The following is a 25,601-nucleotide window of genomic DNA, read 5'->3' on the forward strand; positions in this document are numbered from 1 at the left end:
CCCTTCAGGGGGGCGGGGAACTGCGCGAATCGGGGGGTCCGGGGGCGGGGCGGGTAGGGGCGGCGGGGGCGGAAGAGGGGTCAGGGACGCGGCGCGCAGCCCAGCACATGCGCCTTGACCAGCTCCGCGATGCGGGGATCGCGCCGCTTGAAGGCCGCGACCAGCTCCTCGTGCTCCTCCGCGTAGGACTGCTGCACGGTCCCGAGCCACCGTATCGACAGCGCCGTGAACACCTCGATCCCCAGCCCCTCCCACGTGTGCAGCAGCACCGAGTTCCCCGCCGCCCGCACCAGCTCCCGGTGGAAGCCGACCGTGTGCCGCACCTGAGCCGTCCCGTCCGCGACGCGATCCGCTTCGTACAACGCGCTGACGTGCGGCTCCAGTGCCGAGCAGTCCTCCGCCAGCCGCCCCGCCGCCAGCTCCGCCGCGATCGCCTCCAGGCCGGCCCGGACCGGGTAGCTCTCCTCCAGGTCGGCCGCCGTCAGGTTCCGCACCCGGACGCCCTTGTTCGGCGCCGACTCGATCAGCCGCAGCGACTCCAGCTCGCGCAGCGCCTCCCGCACCGGCGTCTGGCTGACCTCCAGCTCGGTCGCGATCCGCCGCTCCACGATCCGCTCGCCCGGCTGCCAGCGCCCGCTGATGATCCCCTCCAGGATGTGCTCGCGGATCTGCTCGCGGAGCGAGTGGACGACGGGCGCGGTCATGAAGGGCTCCTTAGGGAGGGGCCCGTACTGGCCCCCTGGGGCATTGACGAATAGACAATACGGCCGCCCGCCCCCGCCGGTAGGGCGCATACCGGCGCTTTCACGCAGGTGAGACGAGGCTTACACGCCGGGTGTGACCGGAACGGCGGCGCCCCCCGCCCGGAGACTTCCGGACGGGGGGCGCGGCGCGGACCGTGGGGTCGGGGACGGTCAGAGGCCCAGCTCGACCTCGAACTCGCCCGCCTCCAGGATGGCCTTGACCGCGGTCAGGTAACGCGCGGCGTCGGCACCGTCCACCAGGCGGTGGTCGTAGGACAGGGTCAGGTACGTCATGTCGCGGACGCCGATGACCGTGCCCTCCTCCGTCTCGATCACGGCGGGACGCTTGACCGTCGCGCCGATGCCGAGGATGGCGACCTGGCCCGGCGGCACGATGATCGTGTCGAAGAGCGCGCCGCGCGAACCGGTGTTGGAGATGGTGAAGGTCGCGCCCGACAGCTCGTCCGGCGTGATCTTGCTGGCCCGGACCTTGCCCGCCAGGTCGGCGGTGGCCTTGGCGATACCGGCGATGTTGAGGTCGCCGGCGTTCTTGATGACCGGGGTCATCAGGCCCTTCTCGGAGTCCACCGCGATACCGATGTTCTCGGTGTCGAAGTAGGTGATGGTCCCCTCGGCCTCGTTGATCCGGGCGTTGATCGGCGCGTGCGCCTTCAGCGCCTGGGCCGCGGCCTTGACGAAGAACGGCATCGGGGAGAGCTTGACGCCCTCGCGGGCCGCGAACGCGTCCTTGGCCCGGGCGCGCAGCTTCATCAGACGCGTGACGTCGACCTCGACGACCGAGGACAGCTGCGCCTGCTCGTGCAGCGCCTTGACCATGTTGTCGCCGATGACCTTGCGGATGCGCGGCATCTTGACGGTCTGGCCGCGCAGCGGGGACGCCTCCAGCTTCGGCGCCTTCCTGGCGGCCGGAGCGGCGGCCGGAGCGGCGGCGGGGGCGGCGGCGGCCGGGGCCGGGGCGGCGGCCTTGGCGGCCTCCGCGGCGGCGATGACGTCCTGCTTGCGGATACGGCCGCCGACGCCGGTGCCCGACACGGTGGTCAGGTCGACGCCGTTCTCGGCGGCGAGCTTGCGCACCAGCGGGGTGACGTAGGCGCCGTCGTCCGTCGCCTGGGCGGCGGCGGGGGCCTTCGCGGCCGGAGCCGGGGCGGGCGCGGGGGCCGGGGCGGGCGCGGGGGCGGGCGCCGGAGCGGCCGGGGCCGGCGCGGGCGCCGGAGTCTCCTGCTGCTGCGGGGCCGGGGTGGTCGGCGCCTGCGGGGCCGGGGCGGGCGTCGGCTCGGGCTGCGCCGGGGCCGGGGCGGGCTCGGGCTCCGCCGGGGCGGCGGGGGCGGCCGGGGCCGGGGCGGCGGCGGGTGCGGCACCGGCGGCGCCGATGACGGCGAGCTTGGCGCCGACCTCGGCGGTCTCGTCCTCGCCGACCACGATCTCCAGCAGGGTGCCGGAGGCCGGCGCCGGGATCTCGGTGTCGACCTTGTCCGTCGACACCTCCAGGAGCGGCTCGTCCTCGGTGACCTCCTCGCCGACCTGCTTCAGCCAGCGGGTGACGGTGCCCTCGGTGACGGACTCGCCGAGCGCGGGCAGGACGACGTCCGTGCCCTCGGCGGAACCGCCGCCGGAGGCGGCCTGCGGGGTCGGCGCGGGCGCCGGGGCGGCCTGCTCGGTGGAGGGGGCGGCCGGGGCGGGCTCGGGCGCCGGCTCGGCGACCTGCTCGGCGGCCGGGGCCGGGGCAGCGGCGGGGGCGCCGGTGCCGTCGTCGATCAGGGCCAGCTCGGCGCCGACCTCGACCGTCTCGTCCTCGGCGACCTTGATGGAGGACAGCACGCCGGAGGCGGGGGCCGGGATCTCGGTGTCGACCTTGTCGGTCGAGACCTCGAGCAGCGGCTCGTCGGCCTCGACGCGCTCACCCTCGGCCTTGAGCCAGCGGGTGACGGTGCCCTCGGTGACGCTCTCGCCGAGCGCCGGAAGGGTTACGGAAACCGCCATGGTTTCGGTTGCTCCTTAACGAAGTGCGGAAGTCTGTGTCGTCGCGCCCAGTGACCGAGGGGTCAGTCGTGGGAGTGAAGCGGCTTGCCCGCGAGGGCCAGGTGCGCCTCGCCGAGCGCCTCGTTCTGCGTCGGGTGGGCGTGGATGAGCTGGGCCACCTCGGCCGGCAGTGCCTCCCAGTTGTAGATCAGCTGGGCCTCGCCGACCTGCTCGCCCATGCGGTCGCCGACCATGTGGACGCCGACCACGGCACCGTCCTTGACCTGGACGAGCTTGATCTCGCCCGCGGTCTTGAGGATCTTGCTCTTTCCGTTGCCCGCCAGGTTGTACTTCAGGGCGACGACCTTGTCCGCGCCGTAGATCTCCTTGGCCTTGGCCTCGGAGATGCCCACGGAGGCGACCTCGGGGTGGCAGTACGTCACCCGGGGGACACCGTCGTAGTCGATCGGGACGACCTTGAGACCGGCCAGCCGCTCCGCCACCAGGATGCCCTCGGCGAAGCCGACGTGCGCGAGCTGGAGGGTCGGGACCAGGTCGCCGACGGCGGAGATGGTCGGGACGTTGGTCCGCATGTACTCGTCGACGAGGACGTAGCCGCGGTCCATGGCGACCCCGGCCTCCTCGTAGCCCAGGCCCTGCGAGACCGGGCCGCGGCCGATGGCGACGAGGAGGATCTCGGCCTCGAACTCCTTGCCGTCGGCCAGCGTGACCTTGACACCGTCCTGGGTGTACTCGGCCTTCTCGAAGAAGGTGCCCAGGTTGAACTTGATGCCGCGCTTGCGGAAGGCGCGCTCCAGCAGCTTCGAGCTGTTCTCGTCCTCGACCGGGACGAGGTGCTTCAGGCCCTCGACGATGGTGACGTCGGTGCCGAAGGACTTCCACGCGGAGGCGAACTCGACGCCGATGACGCCGCCGCCCAGCACGATGGCGGACTTCGGCACGCGGTCCAGCTTGAGGGCGTGGTCGGAGGAGATGATCCGGTCGCCGTCGATGTCCAGGCCCGGCAGCGACTTCGGCACGGAGCCGGTCGCCAGCAGGACGTGGCGGCCCTGGACACGCTGACCGTTCACGTCCACCGAGGTCGGGGAGGACAGCCGGCCCTCACCCTCGATGTACGTCACCTTGCGGGAGGCGATCAGCCCCTGCAGGCCCTTGTACAGGCCGGAGATGACCTCGTCCTTGTACTTCTGGACGGCGGGCATGTCGATGCCCTCGAAGGTGGCCTTCACGCCGAATTGCTCGGACTCCCGGGCCTGGTCGGCGATCTCACCGGCGTGCAGCAGCGCCTTGGTGGGGATGCAGCCGACGTGCAGGCAGGTTCCACCGACCTTGTTCTTCTCGATCAGGGCGACGTCCAGGCCCAGCTGCGCCCCGCGCAGGGCCGCGGCGTAACCACCGCTACCACCGCCGAGGATCACTAGGTCGAAAACGGTGCTGGCGTCGTTCGCCACGTCACGTCCTCCATGCATGTGCGCCGTACGCCGGTCGTCGGTGACCGGCAGGCGGCTGGTGTCCGGCCGCTCGTTCTTCGGCCCTTAAGGTGGGGCCCTGTCCTGCCGGGTCCCATCTTCGCACCTGCGGAGGCCGTACGAGACGCGGGGCCGGTGTGTGAGACGCAGCACGTCCGCTTGAGCACGCCGGTGAGGACGTCCCCCTCCGGGGCGCGGAGCCGTGTTCGATCCGTGGCTCCGCGAGCGACCTCAGGGGCGCGGGGAACTGCGCGACCGACCACATCGGACCCGCAGCAGCCCACGCCCCTTCAGTCCCGAGCCCTCAGGCGGACGTCACCCGAGGTCCCCGGCCGCCGCCAGCTCGGCGAGCCGCACCAGCGTCCGCACAGCGGTGCCCGTCCCTCCCTTGGGCGTGTACCCGAACGGCCCGCCCTCGTTGAACGCCGGACCCGCGATGTCGAGGTGCGCCCAGGTGATCCCCTCGCCCACGAACTCGCGCAGGAACAGACCGGCCACCAGCCCGCCGCCCATCCGCTCGCCCATGTTCGCGATGTCGGCCGTGGCGGACTCCATGCCCTTGCGCAGGTGCTCCGGCAGCGGCATCGGCCAGGCCGGCTCGCCGACCTCCTCCGCCGCCTCGTGCAGCGCGGAGCGGAACGCGTCGTCGTTGGCCATGATCCCGAACGTCCGGCTGCCGAGCGCCAGCATCATCGCGCCGGTCAGCGTCGCCACGTCGACGATCGCGTCCGGCTTCTCCTCCGACGCCGCCCACAGCGCGTCGGCCAGTACCAGCCGGCCCTCGGCGTCGGTGTTGAGCACCTCCACCGTCTTGCCGCTGTACATGCGCAGCACGTCACCGGGGCGGACGGCGGAGCCCGACGGCATGTTCTCGGCCAGCGCCAGCCAGCCGGTGACGTTGACCTCCAGACCGAGGCGGGCGGCGGCGACCACGGCCGCGAACACGGCGGCGGCACCGGCCATGTCGCACTTCATCGTCTCGTTGTGCCCGGCCGGCTTCAGCGAGATGCCGCCCGAGTCGTAGGTGATGCCCTTGCCGACGAAGGCGAGGGACTTTTTCGCCTTGGACGAGGTGTACGACAGCTTCACCAGCCGCGGCGTCGACGACGAGCCGGAGCCGACGCCCAGGATGCCGCCGTAGCCGCCCTTGGTGAGCGCCTTCTCGTCGAGCACCTGCACCTTGATGCCGTGCTCCTTGGCCGCGGCCTGCGCGATCGCGGCGAACGCCTCGGGGTTCAGGTCGTTCGGCGGGGTGTTGACCAGGTCGCGGGCGCGGTTCAGCTCCTCGGCGACGGCGGCGGCACGCTCCAGCGCGGCCTTGAACGCCTTGTCGCGGGGCTTGCCGCCGAGCAGCGTGGCCTCGCCCAGCGGCGCCTTGCCGTTCTTGGCCTTCTTGCCCTTGCCGTCGCCGGCGGTGTCCTTGTACGCGTCGAAGGAGTACGCGCCGAGCAGCACGCCCTCGCCGACGGCGGCGGCGTCCGCCGCGTCCGCCAGCGGCAGCGCGAAGGCGGCCTTCCGGGTCCCGGCGAGCGCGCGGGCGGCGGCACCGGCGGCCCTGCGCAGGGCCTCGCCGTCGTAGCCGGCGTCCTTCCCGGGCTCGGCGCCCAGGCCCACCGCCACCACGAGCGGCGCCTTGAAGCCGGCCGGCGCGGGCAGCTTCGTCACCTCGCCCTCGGCACCCGAGGCGCCGAGGGTCTCCAGAACGCCGGCCAGCCTGCCGTCGTACGCCTTGTCCACGGCCTCGGCGCCGGGGGCCACGACCGGGCCCTGGCGGCCGGCCGCCGAACCCTTGGCGACACCGATCACGATCGCGTCGGCCCGCAGGCCGGGCGCCGCGGCGGTGCTGAGAGTGAGAGCAGTCACGGTGGTGAAATCTCGCTTCCGTATGAATCCGGTGAACCGGTGAGTTCCGGTGAAGTCCGGTGTGTGGCCGAATGCGGTGGGTCGACCGGGCCCGAACCCGACCCTAGATCCCTCCTGCGATGCGGTCTCCACCTGGGCGGGGGTGAAACCCCGCACGAGCCTACGCTCGTGGCCGCACGTCAGCCGAGGACCAGGACGACCAGAGCCGTCGTGGCCGCCGTCTCGGCGAGAGCGCCGAAGACGTCGCCGGTGATCCCGCCGAAGCGGCGCAGGCAGTGACGGAGCGTCAGTTCGGCGGCGGCCAGGGCGAGGAGCACGGCCGCGGCGGCGCGGACCGCCCCGGCCGGTCCGAGGGCCGCGCCCGCCGCGGCGGCGGCCACCGTGACGGCGGCGGCCGTCCCCAGCGCCGCGCGCACCGGGACCACACCGGCGACGGCCGCCCCGAGTCCCTCCGGACGGGCGGGCGGTACGCCGGTCCGGGCGGCCAGCGTCAGCGCCAGCCGGGCGACGGCCGCCGGGACGACGGCGGCCAGCGCGCCCCGGCCCCACGAGTCGCCGTACGCCTGCGCCAGCGCGGCCACCTGCGCGGACAGCACCAGCACCAGGGCGATGACGCCGAACGGCCCGATGTCCGACTGCTTCATGATCCGCAGCGCGTCCTCGGCGGGCCGGCCGCTGCCCAGCCCGTCCGCGGTGTCGGCCAGGCCGTCCAGGTGCAGCCCGCGCGTGAGCACGGCCGGCACGGCCACGCCGGCGACGGCGGCGAGCGGCGGCCCCGCGCCGAGCGCCAGCAGGGCGAGCCCCGCGGCGGCGGCGCAGACCCCGACCGCCAGCCCGGCCAGCGGCGCCCCCAGCATGCCGCCGCGCGCGGCCCCCCGGTCCCACCGGGTCACCCGCACCGGGAACACGGTGAGGGTCCCGAAGGCGAAGCGGAGACCGTCGGCGAAGGGGGGCGTGCGCACCGGCGCAGACTACCCGCCGGTCACCGGGGCGCCCGTGCCGGGCGGGGATAAAGTGCGCATATGGGAGATTGGTGGCAGCGGAACATCGCGGAGCCGGGCAAACTGCCGCTGCTGCTCGCCCTCGCCTCCTTCGTCGTCACGTTCGCGGTCACCCGCCTGGTCACGCGGCTGATCAGGGCGGGCAAGGGGCCGTTCGGCAATGTGCGGGCGGGCGGCGTGCACATCCACCACGTGGTGCCCGGAGTGGTGCTCACCGTCGTCGGCGGCTTCGGGTCGGTGGCGGGACACGGGCACGGGTTCGGCTCCGCGGTGTGCGCGGTGGTCTTCGGCGTGGGCGCGGGGCTGGTGCTGGACGAGTTCGCGCTGATCCTGCACCTGGACGACGTCTACTGGACCGAGGCCGGGCGCAAGAGCGTGGAGGCGGTGGTGCTGACGGCGGCCCTCGTCGGCCTGGTGCTCGGCGGGTTCACCCCGTTCGGCGTGGACGGCCTCTCCCGGGACGAGACGCAGGACCGGGCCACCGTCCTCGCCACCGTCGCGGGGAACTTCGTCTTCGCGCTGCTCGCCCTGGTCAAGGGCAAGGCCCGCATGGCGCTCTTCGGCGCGATCGTGCCGGTGGTGGCGCTGGTCGGGGCGGTCCGGCTGGCCCGCCCCGGCTCCCTGTGGGCCCGCCGCTGCTACGGACGCCGGCCGCGCGCCCGCGCGAAGGCCGTACTGCGCGCCTACCGCCACGACCGCCGGTGGGCCGGCCCCCGCCGGGTCGTCCAGGACTGGATCGGCGGCCGCCCGGACCCGGGCCCCCGCCCGGCGGGCCGGCGGTGACACCCGCGCCCCCTTCACTCGGCGCCGGCTTCCTCGCCCTTCTCCGTCCCCTCGCCCTTCTCCGTCCCCTCCGGCTCCTCTGTCTCTTCCGGCTTCTCCGCCTTCTCCGGCAGCTCCGCCGCCAGCGCCGCGGCGGCCTGTACCAGGGGCAGGGCGAGCAGGCCGCCCGCGCCCTCGCCCACCCGTACGCCCTGGGTCAGCACCGGCTCCAGCGCCATCCGGTCCAGCGCCTTCGACTGCCCCGGCTCCCCGCTGTCGTGCGCGGCCAGCCACCAGTCCGGCGCGCGGAACGCGACCCGCTGCCCGACCAGCGCGCAGGCGGCCGTCACCACCCCGTCGAGCAGCACCGGCATCTTCCGCACCGCGCTCTGCAGCAGGAACCCGGTCATCGCCGTGAGGTCGGCCCCGCCCACCGTCGCCAGCAGCCGCAACTGGTCGCCGAGCACCGGCCGGGCCCGCCGCAGCGCGTCCCGGATCGCCGCGCACTTGCGCATCCAGGCCAGGTCGTCGATGGCCAGCCCGCCCCGCCCGGTCACCACCGACGCGTCGGTCCCGCAGAGTGCCGCGATCAGCACGCCCGCCGCCGTGGTCCCGCCCACGCTCACATCGCCGAGGACCACCAGGTCGGTACCGGAGTCGGCCTCCTCGTCGGCCACCGCCATCCCCGCCCGGAACGCGGCCTCCGCCTCCTGGAGGGTCAGCGCGTCCTCGACGTCGACGCGCCCGTTGCCGCGCCGCACCCGGTGCCGTACGACTCCGGCGGGCAGCGACCCGGGGTCGCAGTCCAGCGCCATGTCGACCACCCGCACCGGCACCCCGAGCCGCCGGGCGAGCACCGACACCGGCCGGCCGCCCTCCAGCACCTCGCGCACCAGTGTCCCGGCGCTCCCGGCCGGGCGGGCCGAGACACCCAGCTCGGCCACCTTGTGGTCGCCGGCGAAGAGCACCACCCGCGGCTGTTCGACCGGCCGTACCGGTACGGCGGACTGCGCCGCGGCCAGCCACTCGCCCAGGTCGTCCAGGCGGCCCAGCGCCCCGGGCGGCACGACCTGACGTTCCCGGCGCGCCTCGGCGTCACGGCGTACTCCGCCGTCCGGGCGCTCGATCAGATCGGTGAAGTCGTCGAGATTCAGCGAGCTCATTCGCCAGACAGTACCGGCCCCGATCGGACGCGTCCCAGGGCAGATCACCGCCCGGTCCGAGCGGCGCCTTGGACCCCGGGAACGCCATCCCCTACGTTCCGTTCTGCCACGGAATGCCGTATATCGGAACGCCGTGTTCCCCCAGCCCGTGTCCCCGATGTCCCGCGCCGCCTCACCCGGGAGCCGCCCGTGTCCAGCCCGCCGCCACCGCCCGCCCCGGCCCCCTCCTGCCCGCCGCCCGCCCCGCCGCCGTACGCGCCGCGCCGCGCCGACTGCCCCTGGTGCGGCTCCCGCCGCCTGCGCCCCCGCCCGGCCGGCCGGCCCGCCCTCGTCACCTGCCGGGACTGCCGGCACGCCTTCCGCAACCCGCCGGGACCGGACCGCCCGGCCGGCCCCCTCACCCGGACCGTCACCGGCCTGCGCCACCTCCTGGCCGCCCGCGCGCTGCTGCGCCACTGCCCCGAACCGGAGAGCTGGCTCGATGTCGACACCGGCGACGCCCGCTTCCCGCGCGCCGCGCGCCGGTACTTCCCGTACACCTCCTTCGACGGCCTGGACCCCACCGGCCGGGTGCTGCGCGCCCGCGCCGCCGAGCACCTGGAGGAGGCGTACGTCGGCCGCCTGACGGACCCGCGCCTCGCCGCCCGGCTGCGCGCCCGCTACGACGTGGTCAGCGTCCTGCGCCCGGACCGCGCCCCCGACCCGCGCGCCGAACTCCGCGCCGCCCTCGGCGTCCTGCGCCCCGGCGGCCTGCTCCTCGTCGACCTCGCCGGCCCGCGCGCCCTGCCCCCGCACCCGCCCGCCGACCGCCTCCGCGCCGCCCTGCGCCAGGCGGGCTGCGTCCCGCTGACCCCCGCCGGGGCCCGCCGGGTCATCGCCCGCGCCCCCGCTCAGCCGCGCAGCACCAGCGCCTGACCGGCCACCACCAGCAGCACCTGTTCGCACTCCGCGGCGAACGCGGCGTTGAGACGGCCGAGTTCGTCCCGGTAGCGCCGCCCGGAGGCGGTGGCCGGCACGATCCCCGAGCCCACCTCGTTGGAGACGGCGACGACCGTGCGCCGGGTCGCGCGCACCGCCTCCGTCACCTCCCGGACCCGCTCCCGCAGCGCCCGCTGCCCGCCGTCCGCCCACCCCTCGTCGTCCCACACCCCGACCGCGTCCATCGCGTCCGTCAGCCACAGCGACAGGCAGTCGATGAGCAGCGGCGGGCCGTCCTCGCGCAGCAGCGGCACCAGGTCGCAGGTCTCGGCGGTACGCCACGACCCCGGACGCCGCTCCCGGTGCGTGGCCACCCGCGCCGCCCACTCGGTGTCCCCGCCGCGGGTCCCGCCCGTCGCCACGTACAGCACCCCGGGGAAGGACTCCAGGCGCCGCTCGGCCTCCACCGACTTCCCCGACCGCGCCCCGCCGAGGACCAGCGTCCGGCGCGGCACGTCGGGCACGTCCTCGTAGACGCCCACGGTCAGCGTCGACCCGTCCGGCACCGCCCGCGCGCCCGCCGCCGCCAGCCGCCGCCGCAGCTCCGGCCCCGGCGGCACGTCGTGGTCCAGGTGGACGGCGACGACGTCCGTGGCCGGGCCGGCCGCCCCCACCGCCCGCAGCTTCGCCAGCGCGTCCGGCCGCCCCACGACGTCCGCGAGGACCAGGTCGTAGGAGTAGGCGGGCTCTTCCAGACCGGCCGGCGCCCCGCCCGGCGGCAGATACAGCAGCCGCTCCCCGTCCGGTCCGGTCACCGCGTACCCGGTGCCCGGCGCGTCCATCGCCACCGCCCGCACCCGGTGTCCGGTCAGCAGCGCCAGCTCCCGCCCGTCCGGCACCCGGCCCGGCTGCGGCAGCCCGGCCGGCACCTCCACCGCGGGGCCGTCCGCCGGGTGCGACAGCAGCACCTGGCCCACCCCGGTCAGGGAACGCCCGGACCGGGCGGCGGCGAACACCGCGCCCGGCGTCAGGTCGAGCAGCAGCGCCCCGTCCACCAGCAGCGCGGTCGCCGCGCGCGCGTCCGCGCCCTGGGCGACGGCGCAGGCCGCGCAGGGACAGTCGGGGCGGGGGAGTCCCGCGGGGGCACCGGTGCCGAGCAGAGTCACGTCCACGCACCGATTTTCGCCGGTCGTCCGCCGGCCTGCGCGTCCGAGACCCCTTAAGGGGAATCCCCAGGGAGTACCGAACGCATAGGCTGCGACCGGGAGCCGGACCAAGATCCGGTGACCGCTCGGCAGGTGACACATCTGGGAGGCGTACATGCCGGCATGGACGTGGCGGTTCGAGACGGCCGACGGGGCGGAGGTCCGGCCCTCGGTGGAACCGGAGGAGTTCACGACGCAAGGGGACGCCGAGTCGTGGATCGGCGAGTACTGGAAGGACCTCAAGGAGGGCGGCACGGACCAGGTGCGGCTCTTCGAGGACGGCACCGAGATCTACGGTCCGATGAGCCTGCACGGCGAGGACGCCTAGGGCCGTCGGCGGGGGCGGCCCCGCCCGCCCCGGGCGTCCGCGCGGGGCGCCTGTCCGCCGTACGGCCGTCCGCCGCACGGCCGTACCGGGGGCCGCCCCCGCATCACTGCTCGCCCAGCGTCACCTCGGCGGTGCGTTCGTCGCCGTCGCGGGTGAAGGTCACCTCCGTCCGGTCACCGGGGCTCAGCTCCGCCAGCGCCTCGGCGAGCGAGGTGACCGTCGTGACGCGGTGGCCGCCCACCTCGGTGATGACGTCCCCCGACGCCAGCCCGGCCCGCCGCGCCGCGCCCCCGTCGCGGACCTCGACGACGGCCACCCCGGCGGCCCGGTAGCCGGAGTCCACCACCGTGCGGCCGGTGATGCCGAGCGCCGCCCGGCCCGAGTCGGTCACCTTGCCGTCCCGCACGATCTGCCCGGCGATCGTCCGCACCGTGGACGCCGGGATGGCGAACCCGATGCCGGGCGCCGCGCTGTCCCCGAGGGCCGGGTCGGTCGCGGCAAGCGTGGGGATGCCGATCACCCGCCCGTCCAGGCCGACCAGGGCGCCGCCGCTGTTGCCGGGGTTGATCGCCGCCGAGGTCTGCACCATGTTCGCCAGCGTCGCGCCCGTGCCGCCGCCCGAGCCGCCCTCGGTGACGGTCCGCCCGGTCGCGGAGACGATGCCCTGCGTCACGCTGGAGGACAGCCCGAGCGGCGAGCCCATCGCCAGCACGATCTGTCCGACCGACGACCTTCGAGGAGTCCCCGAAGGAGGCCGCCTTCAGCCCGTCCGGCACCCGGTCCAGCTTCACCACCGCGAGGTCCTGCTCGGGGTAGGAGAAGACCAGCCGGGCGGGCAGCGGCTCCTCGCTGTGCGCGGTGGTCACCCGGAAGGCCCGCTGGTCCCCGACGACGTGCGCGTTGGTGACGACGTGCCCCGCGCCGTCGTAGACCACGCCCGAGCCCAGGCCGTCGGCGCCCTGGATCTGCACCACCGACGGCAGGACGTCGTCGATGACCCGCCGGTAGTCGCTCTCCAGTCCGTCCGCCGCGCGCGGCGCGGCGGCCCGCGCCACCGGTTCCCGCCGCGCCCCGGACGCGCCGCTCCCGTCCGCCCCCGTGCATCCGGTGAGGACGGCGGCCGGGCAGAGCAGGGCGGTCAGCAGGGCGGCGGCGCGGCGGGGGGAGACGTCCATGCCCCGAGTCTCACCAGCGGGCCGCCGCACGGCCCGCGGGGGACACCCGAACGGGCTTCGCGCGAGCGGTGGCCGGTCAGCCCCGTACGCCGCACAGGTGCAGCAGCGCCGCGACCCCGCGGTACGGGTCCGTGCGCCCCGCGCGCTCCTCCACGGCCAGCAGCGTCTCCAAGCCGTCCGGGAGCGCCGCGCCGTCGGCCGCCGGGTCCGTGGCGCCCGCCGTGTCCGTGAAGACCCGTACGCCGTACCAGGCGTGCAGCGGGGCGCCGATGCCCGCGAGGGTCGCGGTCAGCGCGGCCCGCCGGTCGGCGCGGACGGTGGCACCCGCCCGGAGCGGCGGCTCCTCGTCCGGGTCGGTGCGGGAGCGGGGGACCTGCGCGGCGGGCTCCAGGGCCGCCAGCGCGTCGGCCCAGCGGCCGGTGAGCCCCGGCCGCATGGCGAGCGCGTCGCCGTTGCGGACCAGCAGCGACAGCAGCCCGCCCGGGGCGAGCACCCGCGCCAGCCCGGCCAGCAGCGGGTCGGGCTCCTCGACGTACATCAGCACCCCGTGGCAGAGCACCACGTCGAAGCTGCCCGGCAGGAAGTGCACCCCGGTGTCCCGGCTGTCGCCCTCGATGATCCGCATCCGGTCCTGGATGCCCGGCGGCTGCCCGGCCAGCGCCTCGCGGGCCGCGCCGATGAGCACGGCGTCCTGCTCCAGACCGGTCACCTGGTGCCCGGCCCTGGCCAGCCGCAGCGCCTGGACACCCCGCCCCATGCCGACGTCCAGCACCCGCAGCCGCCGCCCGACCGGGAACCGCCCGATGAGCTGCTCGTCGAGCTGCCGGGCCACCAGCTCCTGCCGTACGGCCTCCCGCAGCCCGTCCCCCGGACCGGCCGGGCAGGACAGCGCCCGGTCCCCGGCGAACGGAACGCCGCTCAGGGCCGCTCCCCGCGCTTGACCTGCGGCTTCGGCAGCCGGAGCCGGCGCATCTGGAGGGAGCGCATCAGGGCGTAGGCGACCGCGCCGCGCCTGTTCTCGTCGGGGAAGCGCTCCCCGAGGGCCTTCTTCAGGCGGAAGCCGGTGACGGCCGAGTCGAGCACGATCAGCACGATCACGACCAGCCACAGCAGCAGCGCGATGTTCTGCAGCGACGCCACCCGGATCATGCTCAGCACCAGGATGACCACGGCCATCGGCAGGAAGTACTCGGCGATGTTGAACCGCGAGTCGATCCAGTTCCGGGCGAACTTGCGGACCGGGCCCTTGTCACGGGCCGGCAGGTACCGCTCGTCGCCGCTGGCGAGCGCCTGGCGCTGGCGCTCCAGCGCGGTGCGGCGCTCCTCGCGCTGCCGCTTGGCGGCCTCCTTGCGCGTCGTCGGCGTACTCGCGACGCTGCGGCGCTGGCTCTGGGCCTGGCTGCGCTTGGGCGTCGGACGGCCCTTGGGGGCCTGCGGGTCGCGGGGCTGCTTGGAGTCGGTCGGCGACCCTACGGTCGCGGCCTTCTCTTCCTTGGCACGGCTACGGAACACAAAACCCAAGGGTAAGCGCTCGTGGCGCATGGACGTCGGTCCGGTGGGGAACGATCCGGCAACACCGTTCGTCCTCAAGGGGACAAGAGGGACGGTAGTGCCCACCCCGGAAGCACGGGGTACCAGGGCACCACCTACTCCTCACGCCGGATCAGGAGCGCACGCAGTCGTCCTCGGGGATGAGCGCATCCGACCTCGAACAGTGCGGTAATGGATGCAGGGCCCGTACTGTGGGTTCTGTTGCAGTCGCTGGAGCTGGAGTCCGTCAGAAGGGGGCGCGCGAAGCCCATGAGCGGTGTCATGAAGCGTATGGGGATGATCTTCCGCGCGAAGGCGAACAAGGCCCTTGACCGGGCCGAGGACCCGCGCGAGACCCTCGACTACTCGTACCAGAAGCAGCTGGAGCTGCTCCAGAAGGTGCGCCGCGGTGTCGCCGACGTGGCGACCAGCCGCAAGCGCCTGGAGCTCCAGCTCAACCAGCTCCAGTCGCAGTCCTCGAAGCTGGAGGACCAGGGCCGCAAGGCGCTCGCGCTGGGCCGGGAGGACCTCGCCCGCGAGGCGCTCTCCCGCCGCGCCGCCCTCCAGCAGCAGGTGACCGACCTGGAGACGCAGCACGCCACGCTCCAGGGCGAGGAGGAGAAGCTCACCCTGGCGGCCCAGCGGCTCCAGGCCAAGGTCGACGCCTTCCGCACGAAGAAGGAGACGATCAAGGCGACCTACACCGCCGCGCAGGCGCAGACCCGGATCGGCGAGGCGTTCTCCGGCATCTCCGAGGAGATGGGCGACGTCGGCCTGGCCATCCAGCGCGCCGAGGACAAGACCGCCCAGCTCCAGGCCCGCGCCGGCGCCATCGACGAACTGCTCGCCTCGGGCGCCCTGGACGACCCCTCCGGCATGCACAAGGACGACATCCAGGCCGAGCTGGACCGGCTCTCCGGTGGTACGGATGTAGAGCTGGAGCTCCAGCGGATGAAGGCCGAGCTGGCCGGTGGCAGCAGCGGTGGCCAGCAGGCCATCGAGGGCGGCGCCGGTGAGCAGCAGGCGGCGCAGCAGCCGCAGGACACCCCGCGCTTCGACAAGCAGTAGCCCGCGCACGCCGAGGAGGGCGACATGATCGTACGGATCATGGGGGAGGGGCAGGTGAGGCTGGCCGACAGCCACCTCACCGAGCTGAACAAGCTGGACGACGAACTGCTGGCCGAGCTGGACCACGGCGACGGCCCCGGCTTCCGCCGCACCCTCACCGCCCTGCTCGCCAAGGTCCGCGAACTGGGCACCCCCCTCCCGGACGACTCCCTGGAACCGTCCGAGCTGATCCTCCCGGCCGAGGACGCGACCCTGGAGGACGTCCGCGACCTGCTCGGCGACGACGGACTGATCCCGGACGGGCCCTGACACCCGTTTCGCACCGCGCGTGCGGCGCGCTCGACCGGGCGGCCCCCGGTACGACGCCGGAAGCGGAGGAAACCGGCGTTCACCCGGATACCGTAGACATCCGTGAGCACACTCGCCCGCACCCGCTGCCGCCTGGGCGCCCACCCCGCCGCCACGGACGCCTGCCTCGCCGCCGCCGTCCTGGTGTGCATGGTGGCCGGCTCCTTCACCGACCCGCACGGCCCCGACGGCGTGAGCTGGGGCGTCCGCACCCCCGACCCGCTCAGCCTGGTCCTCATGGCCGTCGGCGCCGCCGCCCTCGTCCTGCGCCGCCGCGCCCCCCTCGCCGTCCTCGCGCTCACCGGCGGCGTCTCCGTCGTCGAGAGCGTCACCGGCGACCCCCGCGCGCCGGTCGTGATGTCGGCCGTCGTCGCCCTCTACACCGTCGCCGCCACCACCGACCGCTCCACCACCTGGCGCACCGGCCTGCTCACCAGCGCCGTGCTCACCGGCGCCGCCATGCTCGCCGGCCCCCAGCCGTGGTACGCCCAGGAGAACCTCGCCGTCCTCGCCTGGACCGGCATCGGCGCCACCGCCGGGGACGCGGTCCGCAGCCGCCGCGCCTTCGTCCAGGCCATCCGGGACCGCGCCGAGAAGGCGGAGCGCACCCGCGAGGAGGAGGCCCGCCGCCGTGTCGCCGAGGAGCGGCTGCGGATCGCCCGCGACCTGCACGACGTCGTCGCCCACCACATCGCCCTGGTCAACGTGCAGGCCGGGGTCGCCGCGCACGTCATGGACAAGCGGCCCGACCAGGCCAAGGAGGCCCTCGCCCACGTACGGCGGGCCGGCCGCTCCGCGCTCGACGAACTCCGCGTCACCGTCGGCCTGCTCCGCCAGTCCGGCGACCCGGAGGCCCCCACCGAGCCCGCCCCCGGTCTGGACCGCCTCGACGAACTCGTCGGCACCTTCCGCAGCGCCGGTCTGCGCGTCGAGACCGCCCGCGCCGACCCGGACACCGAGTTGCCCACCGCCGTCGGCCTCGCCGCGTACCGGGTCGTCCAGGAGGCCCTGACCAATGTGCAAAAGCACGCGGGACCCGGGGCGAAGGCCGAGGTCAGCGTCGTCCGGGTGGGCGCGGACATCGAGATCACCGTCCTCGACGACGGCACCGGCGCTCCCAGGGCGGCCGGCCCCGGCGGCGGCCACGGGCTGCTCGGCATGCGGGAGCGGGTCACCGCGGTGGGCGGCGCCCTCACCACCGGTCCCCGCCCCTCCGGCGGTTTCCGCGTCCATGCGATCCTTCCGGTCGGGAACCGTAGAGACACCGCCGCCGCGAAGGGCCCCGCATGACGATCCGTGTCCTGCTCGCCGACGACCAGGCGCTGCTGCGCAGTGCCTTCCGGGTGCTGGTCGACTCCGAGCCCGACATGGAGGTGGTGGGCGAGGCGTCCGACGGCGCCCAGGCCGTGCGGCTGGCCACCGAGCACCGCCCCGACGTCGTCCTGATGGACATCCGGATGCCCGGCACCGACGGGCTCGCCGCGACCCGCATGATCAGCGCCGACCCGCGGCTCGCCGCCGTCCGCGTGGTCATCCTGACCACCTTCGAGGTGGACGACTACGTGGTGCAGTCGCTGCGCGCCGGCGCCTCCGGCTTCCTCGGCAAGGGCTCCGAACCCGAGGAGCTGCTCAGCGCCATACGGGTCGCCGCGGGCGGCGAGGCGCTGCTGTCGCCGGTCGCCACCAAGGGCCTGATCGCCCGCTTCCTCGCCCAGGACGGCGCCGGGGCGTACGAGGAGCGCGACCCCGCCCGCTCCGAGCGGCTCGCCTCGCTCACCGGACGGGAGCGGGAGGTGCTGGTGCAGGTCGCCGGCGGGCACTCCAACGACGAGATCGCCGAGCGGCTCGCGGTCAGCCCGCTCACCGTGAAGACGCACGTCAACCGGGCCATGGGCAAGCTGGGCGCCCGCGACCGGGCCCAGCTGGTGGTCATCGCCTACGAGTCGGGGCTGGTCCGTCCGAGGGTGGAGTGACGTACACCCGGGCGTACTGCGGCCGGAGTAGGCGCGCCGTGCGGAAATGGACCTGGGGCTTACGGAACGGGCCCGTCCGTGGCCCAAGGTGGTGAGGTGGGCGCCCGCATGTGCCCGTCCCTCCGCTCGGCCACAGAAGAGAGACCCTTAACCCATGTCCTGGCTGTCGAGATTCAGCCTCGCGCAACGGGCCCTGATAGGGCTGATGTCGATCATCGCGCTCGTCTTCGGGGCGATCGCGATCCCCCAGCTCAAGCAGCAGCTGCTGCCCACCATCGAACTGCCCATGGTGTCCGTGGTGGCGCCGTACCAGGGTGCCTCGCCGGACGTGGTCGAGAAGCAGGTCGTCGAGCCGATCGAGAACAACCTCGAAGCGGTGGACGGCATTTCGGGCGTCACCTCCACGGCGAGCGAGGGCAGCGCCGTCATCATGGCGTCCTTCGACTACGGCCCCGACACCCAGCAGCTCGTCGCCGACGTGCAGCAGGCCGTCAACCGGGCCCGCGCCACCCTGCCGGACGACGTCGACCCGCAGGTGGTGGCCGGTTCCACCGACGACCTGCCGGCCGTGGTGCTGTCGGTCTCCTCCGACAAGGACCAGCAGGCCCTCGCCGACCAGCTCGACAAGACGGTCGTGCCCGCGCTGGAGGACATCGACGGCGTCGGCCAGGTCACCGTCGACGGCGTCCGCGACCTCCAGGTCACCGTCACCCCCGACGACGCGAAGCTCGCCGAGGCCGGTGTCACCGCCCAGGCCCTGGCCACCTCCCTCCAGTCCGGCGGGGCCACCGTCCCCGCGGGCTCCTTCGACGAGGGCGGCGCCAACCGCACCGTCCAGGTCGGCACCGGCTTCACCTCGCTGGCCCAGATCGAGGACCTGATGGTCACCGGCGAGGGCGTGAAGAAGCCGGTGCGCCTCGGTGACGTGGCGAAGGTCGAGGAGAAGGAGGCCAAGGCCGACTCCCTCACCCGCACCAACGGCAAGCCCAGCCTCGCCGTCGCCGTCACCATGGACCGGGACGGCAGCGCGGTCGCCATCTCCGAGGCCGTCGAGGAGAAGCTGTCCGACCTGCGCGCGCAGCTCGGCTCCGGCGCGGAGCTGACCGTCGTCAGCGACCAGGGCCCCGCGGTCTCCAAGGCCATCGAGGGCCTGACCACGGAGGGTGCCCTCGGTCTGCTCTTCGCGGTCATCGTCATCCTGGTCTTCCTGGCGTCGATCCGCTCCACCCTGGTCACCGCGGTCTCCATCCCGCTGTCGGTGGTGCTGGCGCTGATCGTGCTGTGGACCCGCGACCTGTCCCTGAACATGCTCACGCTCGGCGCGCTGACCATCGCCATCGGCCGGGTCGTCGACGACTCGATCGTGGTCCTGGAGAACATCAAGCGCCACCTCGGCTACGGCGAGGAACGCCAGGAGGCCATCCTCAAGGCGGTCCGCGAGGTCGCCGGCGCGGTCACCTCCTCCACCCTCACCACGGTCGCCGTCTTCCTGCCGATCGGCCTGGTCGGCGGCATGGTCGGTGAACTCTTCGGCTCCTTCAGCCTCACCGTCACCGCGGCGCTCCTCGCGTCCCTGCTGGTGTCGCTGACGGTCGTACCGGTCCTGTCGTACTGGTTCCTGCGCGCCCCCAAGGGCACCCCCGAGGACGCCGAGGAGGCCCGCCGCCTGGCGGAGGAGAAGGAGGCCAGGTCCCGGCTCCAGCGCTTCTACGTCCCGGTCCTGCGGTTCGCGACCCGGCGCCGCCTCACCAGTGTGGGCATCGCGGTCGTCGTCCTGCTCGGCACCTTCGGCATGGCGCCGCTGCTGAAGACCAACTTCTTCGACCAGGGCGAGCAGCAGGTCCTCAGCGTCAAGCAGGAGCTGGAGCCGGGCACCAGCCTGGCCGCCACCGACGCCCGGGCGAAGAAGGTCGAGAAGCTCATCCAGGGCACCGAGGGCGTCAAGGACTTCCAGGTGACCATCGGTTCGTCCGGTTTCATGGCGGCCTTCGGCGGCGGTACGGACACCAACCAGGCGTCGTACCAGATCATGCTGGAGGACTCGGCCTCCGCCGAGGACGTCCAGGACCACCTGGAGGACGGGCTCGCGAAGCTCGACGGGATCGGCACCACCACGATCGCCGCCGGTGACGGCTTCGGCAGCCAGGACCTCAGCGTCGTGGTGAAGGCGTCCGACGCCGACGCGCTGCGCAAGGCCGCCGAGGAGGTCCGCGAGGCGGTCGCCTCCCTGGACGACGTCACCGACGTCACCAGCGACCTGTCGCAGAGCGTGCCCCGTGTCTCGGTCAAGGCCGACGACCGTGCCGCCGCGGCCGGTTTCACCGACCAGACCCTCGGCGCGGCCGTCGGCCAGGCGGTCCGCGGCACCACCGCCGCCAAGGCGGTGCTGGACGACACCGAGCGGGACGTCGTCATCACCTCGGCGCACCCCGCCGAGACCCTCGCCGAGCTGAAGGCGCTGCCGCTCGGCCCGGTGAAGCTCGGTGACATCGCCACCGTGAAGCTGGTCGACGGCCCGGTCTCGATGACCCGGATCGACGGCCAGCGCGCGGCGACCATCACCGCCCGGCCGACCGGTGACAACACCGGAGCGGTCAGCGCCGACCTGACCGCGAAGATCAACGGCCTGGACCTGCCGGCCGGCGTCACCGCCGAGATCGGCGGCGTCTCCGCCGACCAGGACGAGGCGTTCGTCAACCTCGGCCTGGCGATGCTCGCGGCCGTCGCGATCGTCTTCATGCTGCTGGTCGGCACGTTCCGGTCGCTGGCCCAGCCGCTGATCCTGCTGGTCTCCATCCCGTTCGCGGCGACCGGCGCGCTCGGCCTGCTGATCGTCACCGGCACCCCGATGGGCGTCCCGGCGATGATCGGCATGCTGATGCTGATCGGCATCGTGGTCACCAACGCGATCGTGCTGATCGATCTGATCAACCAGTACCGCAAGCAGGGCTACGGGGTCGTCGAGGCGGTCGTCGAGGGCGGCCGGCACCGGCTGCGCCCCATCCTGATGACGGCGCTGGCGACCATCTTCGCCCTGCTCCCGATGGCCCTCGGCGTCACCGGCCAGGGCGGCTTCATCGCCCAGCCGCTCGCGGTGGTCGTGATCGGCGGCCTGGTCACGTCGACCCTGCTCACCCTGCTCCTGGTCCCGACGCTCTACGCGATGCTGGAGCTGCGCAAGGAGCGCCGCGCGAAGAAGAAGGCGGCGAAGCGGGGCGGCGACGTACCGCCGCGGCCGGCCGCGGCCGACGAGCCGGAGCCGGCGAAGGTCTGAGGCACCCGGAAACGGCGAGGGCCCCGCACGGCACCGGAGGTGACCGTGCGGGGCCCTCGCCATGAGAGGCGGCGGGCGGGCGCGCCCTTTACGGCAGCGCCAGCATCCGCTCCAGCGCCAGCTTCGCGAACGCCTCCGTCTCCTTGTCGACCTCGATCCGGTTGACCAGCGTCCCCTCGGCCAGGGACTCCAGCGCCCACACCAGATGCGGCAGGTCGATCCGGTTCATGGTCGAGCAGAAGCAGACCGTCCTGTCGAGGAAGACGATCTCCTTCCCCTCGGGGGCGAAACGGTTCGCCAGCCGTCGTACGAGGTTCAGCTCCGTCCCGATGGCCCACTTGGACCCGGCCGGCGCCGCCTCCAGCGCCTTGATGATGTACTCGGTCGACCCGACGTGATCCGCCGCCGCGACGACCTCGTGCCGGCACTCGGGGTGCACGAGCACGTTGACGCCGGGGATGCGGGCGCGCACGTCCTCCACCGACTCCAGGCTGAACCGCCCGTGCACCGAGCAGTGCCCGCGCCACAGGATCATCTTCGCGTCCCGCAGCTGCCCGGCGGTCAGCCCGCCGTTCGGCTTGTGCGGGTTGTAGACGACGCAGTCCTCCAGGGACATGCCCAGGTCACGGACGGCGGTGTTCCGCCCGAGGTGCTGGTCGGGCAGGAACAGGACCTTCTCGCCCTGTTCGAACGCCCAGTTCAGCGCGCGCTCGGCGTTGGACGACGTACAGATCGTCCCGCCGTGCTTGCCGGTGAACGCCTTGATGTCGGCGGAGGAGTTCATGTACGACACCGGCACGACCTGCTCGGCGACGCCCGCCTCGGTCAGCACGTCCCAGCACTCGGCGACCTGCTCGGCCGTGGCCATGTCGGCCATCGAGCACCCGGCGGCGAGGTCGGGCAGCACGACCTTCTGGTCGTCCGAGGTCAGGATGTCCGCGGACTCCGCCATGAAGTGCACACCGCAGAACACGATGTACTCGGCCTCCGGGCGCGCGGCGGCGTCCCGGGCCAGCTTGAAGGAGTCACCCGTGACATCGGCGAACTGGATGACCTCGTCGCGCTGGTAGTGGTGACCGAGCACGAAGACCTTGTCCCCGAGCTTCTCCTTGGCCGCGCGGGCGCGGGCGACCAGGTCGGGGTCGGAGGGCGAGGGCAGGTCGCCCGGGCACTCCACGCCGCGCTCGCTCCTCGGGTCGGCCTCGCGGCCGAGCAGCAGCAGGGCGAGAGGCGTCGGCTGAACGTCGAGCTCCTGGGCTTGGGCGGTGGTCACGACACGCACCCTTTCTACTTTTCGTCTAATTGACGCTATCCATCATATCCGCTTCACGTCAGTTTGACGATGCCGATTGTGTCGGTGTGACGTGAATCCCGAAGCCGGAGCCGCGGCCGGACCGGAGCCCCCGAAGCCGGGTGCCGGAGCCGCTGTTCGCGTTCCGGGCCGTGTGCGAGCATGAAGGGACGACCCGAGGGGAGATGCCTCGGGTCCGGCCCGGAATGAATCCGGGGTCCCGTCGGTTGGAACCGTCGGCAAGCAGTCTCCGTACAACCCGGGAGAGATGTAGATGTCCGTATCGGACGAGACCACCACCGTCACCGACGGCATCGTCCTGACCGACGCCGCCGCGGCCAAGGTCAAGGCCCTGCTCGACCAGGAAGGCCGTGACGATCTGGCGCTCCGCGTCGCCGTCCAGCCCGGCGGCTGCTCCGGCCTGCGCTACCAGCTCTTCTTCGACGAGCGGTCCCTCGACGGCGACGTCGTCAAGGACTTCGGCGGCGTGAAGGTCACCACCGACCGGATGAGCGCCCCGTACCTGGGCGGTGCCACCATCGACTTCGTCGACACCATCGAGAAGCAGGGCTTCACGATCGACAACCCGAACGCGACCGGTTCCTGCGCCTGCGGCGACTCCTTCAGCTGAGCCGCGGCCGGCCTGACGAGGGCGGCGGCCCGGGACTCCTCCCGGGCCGCCGCCCTCGTACGTGACCGGCCGCCGCCCGCGTCACCTCACCGGCCGCCGTCCGGCGCCGGCAGCCGTGCGCCGTCCCTGGCGAGCGGGACCCGCTCGCCGTCCGAGCCGACCACGGCCCGCCCGCCCAGCGGCTCGTCCAGCCGCACGGGCAGTTCGTACTCCTTGGCGATCAGGACGCACACCCGCTCCGGGTCGGACCTCTCGGTCACGGTGACCGTCACCTTCCCGGACCCCTCCCGCGCCCGCGCGTCGTACGCCGCGCACACCCCGCCGGTGAAGCGCACGGTCAGCTCGGTGCCCTCGGCGGTGTACCCGGTCACCGCCACGTCCCGCTCCGCGCGCTCACCGGACGGCCGGGGCGAGGCAGCCGTCAGATACGCGGGGTCGACCGCCGGATACGCCACCCTGACCGCGTCCGCCGCCCCCGGCTCCCGCACGTCGAACAGCCAGGACGGCACCAGCGCGTCCCGCCCGTCCACCGGCCGCGCGGCCAGCCCGAACACCGCCCGCTCGACGGTGGCCGCCGCCCGGCCGGCCCCCGCCCCGCACGCCCCCGCCCCGCCCTCCAGCGGTACGGCGCTGGCGCAGCCGCCCGGCACCGCCGGCGCCCGCTCCAGCCGGGCGAGGGTCCGCTCCGCGTCCAGCACGGGATACGTCTCCCCCTTCACCGGGGCCGAGACCCGCCCGCTGCCGCCGACCACCTCACCGCCCGCGCCGACGATCACCCCGGTCGTCCAGCCGTCCGTGGGCAGCCCCCCGATCTCCGGCTCGGCGTTGACGGCCCGGCGCGCGCCCAGCACCTGGCCGGCGTCCAGATCGGCGCGGTGCTGTCCCACCGCGGCCAGGACCGGCGCCGCCGCCTTCTCCGCCGCCGCCTCGCTCACCGGACCGGTGTCCGCCGGGGCGTTCGCGCAGACGGTGTCCTTCCTCCCGCAGTCGTCGCCGGTCGCCGCGGACCGCTGGAACGTCCAGTTCCCCGGCGCCTCGCGCGCCACCCGCAGCACCGGACCCGACCCGTCCGCCGCCGTCCCGACCGTCCAGGAGGCGCCCCGGACCACCGGTTCCCCGTCCAGGCCGAGCGCCTCGGCCAGCCGCCGCACCTGCTCCTCGGTGACCCGGCCCGCGGCCCGGTACACGGGGGCCGCGTCCGGCCCGTCCGGCAGCGGTCCCGCGGTCCGGTAGGCGGTGGCGCCGTCGGCGGCGGGGGAGTCCAGGGCCAGCGGCGGGGGAGTGGCACCGGAGGACGTACGGCCGTCGGAGCCGCCGGACGCGGTCACCGCGAGATACGCCCCACCGCCCCCGGCCAGCAGCACGGCCGCCGCGACCGCGGCGGTCAGCACCCCGCGGCGCCGGTGCCGTGCCCCACGGGTCCCGTCGCTCCCGGTGCCGTCGTGGCCGGTGCCGTCATGGTCGGGTCGCTCGTTGTTCACCGCATCGCTCCTTCGGCCGCCGCCGGGACGCCGATGGGACGCGGCACGGCGGACTCCGGTTCCCCGGCATCCGCCGGACGGCTCAGTCGCCGTACTCCGCCATCGCCTCCAGCAGCCGCGCCGACGCCGGGGGCACGGACACCCCGTGGATCAGCGACGGCGGCACCGGCCGGACGGCGACCCGCTCGGCGGGCGGCCAGTGCGGCGCCATCCGGGCGCAGTCGCCCCGCAGCGCGGCCAGGTCCTCACGCTCTTCGGTGTTCGTCATGACGGCACCGTAAGCACGTCCGAAGCCGCGAAGAAAGATCTACTATCGGGTAGTTCCGGCTGCTTCAACGGCGTCCCGGCGACCGGGTAGCGTGAACCGTCAACCCACCTCCCCTCAGGAGAGAGTTCACGCCGTGCGCATCGCAGTCACCGGCTCCATCGCCACCGACCACCTCATGACCTTCCCCGGCCGCTTCGCCGACCAGCTCGTCGCGGACCAGTTGCACACGGTCTCGCTCTCCTTCCTGGTCGACAAGCTCGACGTCCGCCGGGGCGGCGTCGGCGCGAACATCGCCTTCGGCATGGGCCAGCTCGGCACCCGCCCGATCCTGGTCGGCGCGGCCGGCCCGGACTTCGACGAGTACCGCGCCTGGCTGGACCGGCACGGCGTCGACACCGAGTCCGTGCGCATCTCCGAGACGCTGCACACCGCCCGTTTCGTATGCACCACCGACGCCGACCACAACCAGATCGGCTCCTTCTACACCGGCGCGATGAGCGAGGCCCGCCTCATCGAGCTGAAGACCGTCGCCGACCGGGTCGGCGGCCTCGACCTGGTCTCCATCGGCGCCGACGACCCCGAGGCGATGCTCCGCCACACCGAGGAGTGCCGCGCCCGGGACATCCCGTTCGCCGCCGACTTCTCCCAGCAGATCGCCCGGATGAACGGCGACGAGATCCGGATACTGCTCGACGGGGCGACGTACCTCTTCTCCAACGAGTACGAGAAGGGCCTCATCGAGTCCAAGACCGGCTGGAGCGACGAGGAGATCCTCGGCCGGGTCGGCCACCGGGTGACCACCCTCGGCGCGCGCGGCGTCCGCATCGAGCGGGCCGGCGAGCCGGTCATCGAGGTCGGCGTCCCCGACGAGGAGCGCAAGGCCGACCCGACGGGCGTCGGCGACGCGTTCCGGGCCGGGTTCCTGTCCGGCCTCGCCTGGGGCGTCGGCCTGGAGCGGGCCGCCCAGGTCGGCTGCATGCTGGCGACGCTCGTCATCGAGACGGTGGGGACGCAGGAGTACCAGCTGCGGCGGGGCCACTTCATGGAGCGCTTCACCAAGGCCTACGGGGACACCGCCGCGGCGGAGGTCCAGGGGCACCTGGGGTAGC

At 73.9% G+C, this 25,601-nt stretch carries 22 protein-coding genes and 1 pseudogene; 10 read left to right on the top strand and 13 right to left on the bottom strand.

Features of this window, described 5'->3' with window-relative positions; all coding sequences use genetic code 11:
* Nucleotides 1–80 precede the first annotated feature (80 nt).
* From Sdagh_RS31580 to Sdagh_RS31600, 5 genes are all read right to left on the bottom strand, one after another.
* Nucleotides 81–704, bottom strand: a complete 624-nt coding sequence (locus tag Sdagh_RS31580; protein ID WP_189413430.1) for a GntR family transcriptional regulator — start codon at nucleotides 702–704, stop codon at nucleotides 81–83.
* Nucleotides 705–914: 210 nt separating this feature from the next.
* On the bottom strand, nucleotides 915–2,744 hold the full coding sequence (gene sucB, locus Sdagh_RS31585) for a 2-oxoglutarate dehydrogenase, E2 component, dihydrolipoamide succinyltransferase (RefSeq protein ID WP_190077378.1): 1,830 nt from the start codon (nucleotides 2,742–2,744) through the stop codon (nucleotides 915–917).
* Between the two features lie 62 nt (nucleotides 2,745–2,806).
* The gene (gene lpdA, locus Sdagh_RS31590) at nucleotides 2,807–4,195 is read right to left on the bottom strand and encodes a dihydrolipoyl dehydrogenase (protein ID WP_189413434.1); all 1,389 of its coding nucleotides are present in this window, start codon (nucleotides 4,193–4,195) and stop codon (nucleotides 2,807–2,809) included.
* A 333-nt stretch (nucleotides 4,196–4,528) separates the two neighbouring features.
* Nucleotides 4,529–6,076, bottom strand: coding sequence for a leucyl aminopeptidase (locus tag Sdagh_RS31595; protein WP_189413436.1), 1,548 nt, complete (start codon nucleotides 6,074–6,076; stop codon nucleotides 4,529–4,531).
* Nucleotides 6,077–6,255: 179 nt separating this feature from the next.
* A complete protein-coding gene (locus tag Sdagh_RS31600) occupies nucleotides 6,256–7,038 on the bottom strand; it encodes an adenosylcobinamide-GDP ribazoletransferase (RefSeq protein ID WP_190077377.1) in 783 nt (260 codons plus the stop codon).
* 60 nt (nucleotides 7,039–7,098) lie between these two features.
* On the opposite strand from Sdagh_RS31600, the gene Sdagh_RS31605 reads away from it, so the two are divergent.
* Nucleotides 7,099–7,860, top strand: a complete 762-nt coding sequence (locus Sdagh_RS31605; protein WP_189413440.1) for a hypothetical protein — start codon at nucleotides 7,099–7,101, stop codon at nucleotides 7,858–7,860.
* A gap of 14 nt (nucleotides 7,861–7,874) precedes the next feature.
* Here Sdagh_RS31605 and cobT read toward each other — a convergent pair whose 3' ends face one another.
* A complete protein-coding gene (cobT, locus tag Sdagh_RS31610; protein ID WP_190077376.1) occupies nucleotides 7,875–9,002 on the bottom strand; it encodes a nicotinate-nucleotide--dimethylbenzimidazole phosphoribosyltransferase in 1,128 nt (375 codons plus the stop codon).
* A gap of 189 nt (nucleotides 9,003–9,191) precedes the next feature.
* On the opposite strand from cobT, the gene Sdagh_RS31615 reads away from it, so the two are divergent.
* Nucleotides 9,192–9,917 carry a class I SAM-dependent methyltransferase gene (locus Sdagh_RS31615; RefSeq protein WP_189413443.1) on the top strand — a complete coding sequence of 242 codons (726 nt, stop codon included), beginning with the start codon at nucleotides 9,192–9,194 and terminating at the stop codon, nucleotides 9,915–9,917.
* Here Sdagh_RS31615 and Sdagh_RS31620 read toward each other — a convergent pair.
* Nucleotides 9,893–11,092, bottom strand: a complete 1,200-nt coding sequence (locus tag Sdagh_RS31620; RefSeq protein ID WP_190077375.1) for a bifunctional adenosylcobinamide kinase/adenosylcobinamide-phosphate guanylyltransferase — start codon at nucleotides 11,090–11,092, stop codon at nucleotides 9,893–9,895. The two genes, Sdagh_RS31615 and Sdagh_RS31620, sit on opposite strands and share 25 nt — an antisense overlap.
* A 148-nt stretch (nucleotides 11,093–11,240) precedes the next feature.
* Here Sdagh_RS31620 and Sdagh_RS31625 point away from each other — a divergent pair, with 148 nt between their 5' ends.
* Entirely contained in the window at nucleotides 11,241–11,453 is a 213-nt protein-coding gene (locus Sdagh_RS31625) for a hypothetical protein (RefSeq protein ID WP_189413447.1), read from the top strand.
* Nucleotides 11,454–11,556: 103 nt separating this feature from the next.
* Here the strand turns inward: Sdagh_RS31625 and Sdagh_RS31630 are convergent.
* The 3 genes and pseudogenes from Sdagh_RS31630 to Sdagh_RS31640 all read right to left on the bottom strand — a co-directional run bounded on the left by Sdagh_RS31630 (nucleotide 11,557) and on the right by Sdagh_RS31640 (nucleotide 14,170).
* Nucleotides 11,557–12,628, bottom strand: a pseudogene (locus Sdagh_RS31630) (S1C family serine protease).
* Between the two features lie 76 nt (nucleotides 12,629–12,704).
* On the bottom strand, nucleotides 12,705–13,460 hold the full coding sequence (locus Sdagh_RS31635) for a class I SAM-dependent methyltransferase (RefSeq protein ID WP_189413451.1): 756 nt from the start codon (nucleotides 13,458–13,460) through the stop codon (nucleotides 12,705–12,707).
* An 86-nt stretch (nucleotides 13,461–13,546) separates the two neighbouring features.
* The gene (locus tag Sdagh_RS31640) at nucleotides 13,547–14,170 is read right to left on the bottom strand and encodes a DUF3043 domain-containing protein (RefSeq protein ID WP_189413454.1); all 624 of its coding nucleotides are present in this window, start codon (nucleotides 14,168–14,170) and stop codon (nucleotides 13,547–13,549) included.
* 270 nt (nucleotides 14,171–14,440) lie between these two features.
* Here Sdagh_RS31640 and Sdagh_RS31645 point away from each other — a divergent pair, with 270 nt between their 5' ends.
* The 5 genes from Sdagh_RS31645 (at nucleotide 14,441) to Sdagh_RS31665 (ending at nucleotide 20,821) form a co-directional block, all read left to right on the top strand.
* Complete coding sequence (locus Sdagh_RS31645) at nucleotides 14,441–15,226, top strand: PspA/IM30 family protein (RefSeq protein WP_264201202.1); 786 nt, start codon at nucleotides 14,441–14,443, stop codon at nucleotides 15,224–15,226.
* Nucleotides 15,227–15,250: 24 nt separating this feature from the next.
* Nucleotides 15,251–15,535 carry a PspA-associated protein PspAA gene (gene pspAA / locus Sdagh_RS31650; RefSeq protein ID WP_189413455.1) on the top strand — a complete coding sequence of 95 codons (285 nt, stop codon included), beginning with the start codon at nucleotides 15,251–15,253 and terminating at the stop codon, nucleotides 15,533–15,535.
* 102 nt (nucleotides 15,536–15,637) lie between these two features.
* Nucleotides 15,638–16,864 carry a sensor histidine kinase gene (locus Sdagh_RS31655; RefSeq protein ID WP_189413457.1) on the top strand — a complete coding sequence of 409 codons (1,227 nt, stop codon included), beginning with the start codon at nucleotides 15,638–15,640 and terminating at the stop codon, nucleotides 16,862–16,864.
* Entirely contained in the window at nucleotides 16,861–17,547 is a 687-nt protein-coding gene (locus Sdagh_RS31660) for a response regulator (protein ID WP_189413458.1), read from the top strand. Before Sdagh_RS31655 ends, Sdagh_RS31660 begins: the two co-directional genes overlap by 4 nt.
* 154 nt (nucleotides 17,548–17,701) lie before the next feature.
* Complete coding sequence (locus Sdagh_RS31665) at nucleotides 17,702–20,821, top strand: efflux RND transporter permease subunit (protein WP_189413460.1); 3,120 nt, start codon at nucleotides 17,702–17,704, stop codon at nucleotides 20,819–20,821.
* 88 nt (nucleotides 20,822–20,909) lie between these two features.
* Here Sdagh_RS31665 and nadA read toward each other — a convergent pair whose 3' ends face one another.
* Complete coding sequence (nadA, locus tag Sdagh_RS31670) at nucleotides 20,910–22,094, bottom strand: quinolinate synthase NadA (protein ID WP_189413462.1); 1,185 nt, start codon at nucleotides 22,092–22,094, stop codon at nucleotides 20,910–20,912.
* Nucleotides 22,095–22,386: 292 nt separating this feature from the next.
* On the opposite strand from nadA, the gene Sdagh_RS31675 reads away from it, so the two are divergent.
* Nucleotides 22,387–22,743 (top strand): iron-sulfur cluster assembly accessory protein, encoded by a 357-nt coding sequence (locus Sdagh_RS31675; protein WP_189413463.1) that lies wholly within the window; start codon nucleotides 22,387–22,389, stop codon nucleotides 22,741–22,743.
* An 86-nt stretch (nucleotides 22,744–22,829) separates the two neighbouring features.
* On the opposite strand, the gene Sdagh_RS31680 is transcribed toward Sdagh_RS31675, so the two are convergent.
* Both Sdagh_RS31680 and Sdagh_RS31685 read right to left on the bottom strand, forming a co-directional pair.
* Nucleotides 22,830–24,224, bottom strand: a complete 1,395-nt coding sequence (locus Sdagh_RS31680) for a hypothetical protein (protein ID WP_190077374.1) — start codon at nucleotides 24,222–24,224, stop codon at nucleotides 22,830–22,832.
* A gap of 82 nt (nucleotides 24,225–24,306) precedes the next feature.
* Nucleotides 24,307–24,492, bottom strand: coding sequence for a hypothetical protein (locus tag Sdagh_RS31685; protein WP_189413467.1), 186 nt, complete (start codon nucleotides 24,490–24,492; stop codon nucleotides 24,307–24,309).
* A 133-nt stretch (nucleotides 24,493–24,625) separates the two neighbouring features.
* Between Sdagh_RS31685 and Sdagh_RS31690 the strand changes: the two genes are divergently transcribed.
* Nucleotides 24,626–25,600, top strand: coding sequence for a carbohydrate kinase family protein (locus Sdagh_RS31690; RefSeq protein ID WP_189413469.1), 975 nt, complete (start codon nucleotides 24,626–24,628; stop codon nucleotides 25,598–25,600).
* Nucleotide 25,601: the final 1 nt, after the last annotated feature.

It is taken from the genome of Streptomyces daghestanicus, from assembly GCF_020521275.1.
Taxonomy (GTDB): domain Bacteria; phylum Actinomycetota; class Actinomycetes; order Streptomycetales; family Streptomycetaceae; genus Streptomyces; species Streptomyces griseoviridis.

What these genes read in the sequence shown, in the direction of transcription:
- Sdagh_RS31580 (WP_189413430.1), bottom strand. Translation starts at nt 704, where the DNA reads ATGACCGCGCCCGTCGTCCACTCGCTCCGCGAGCAGATCCGCGAGCAC.
- sucB (WP_190077378.1), bottom strand. Translation starts at nt 2,744, where the DNA reads ATGGCGGTTTCCGTAACCCTTCCGGCGCTCGGCGAGAGCGTCACCGAG.
- Sdagh_RS31605 (WP_189413440.1), top strand. Translation starts at nt 7,099, where the DNA reads ATGGGAGATTGGTGGCAGCGGAACATCGCGGAGCCGGGCAAACTGCCG.
- cobT (WP_190077376.1), bottom strand. Translation starts at nt 9,002, where the DNA reads ATGAGCTCGCTGAATCTCGACGACTTCACCGATCTGATCGAGCGCCCG.
- Sdagh_RS31625 (WP_189413447.1), top strand. Translation starts at nt 11,241, where the DNA reads ATGCCGGCATGGACGTGGCGGTTCGAGACGGCCGACGGGGCGGAGGTC.
- Sdagh_RS31640 (WP_189413454.1), bottom strand. Translation starts at nt 14,170, where the DNA reads ATGCGCCACGAGCGCTTACCCTTGGGTTTTGTGTTCCGTAGCCGTGCC.
- Sdagh_RS31645 (WP_264201202.1), top strand. Translation starts at nt 14,441, where the DNA reads ATGAAGCGTATGGGGATGATCTTCCGCGCGAAGGCGAACAAGGCCCTT.
- pspAA (WP_189413455.1), top strand. Translation starts at nt 15,251, where the DNA reads ATGATCGTACGGATCATGGGGGAGGGGCAGGTGAGGCTGGCCGACAGC.
- Sdagh_RS31660 (WP_189413458.1), top strand. Translation starts at nt 16,861, where the DNA reads ATGACGATCCGTGTCCTGCTCGCCGACGACCAGGCGCTGCTGCGCAGT.
- Sdagh_RS31665 (WP_189413460.1), top strand. Translation starts at nt 17,702, where the DNA reads ATGTCCTGGCTGTCGAGATTCAGCCTCGCGCAACGGGCCCTGATAGGG.
- Sdagh_RS31675 (WP_189413463.1), top strand. Translation starts at nt 22,387, where the DNA reads ATGTCCGTATCGGACGAGACCACCACCGTCACCGACGGCATCGTCCTG.
- Sdagh_RS31685 (WP_189413467.1), bottom strand. Translation starts at nt 24,492, where the DNA reads ATGACGAACACCGAAGAGCGTGAGGACCTGGCCGCGCTGCGGGGCGAC.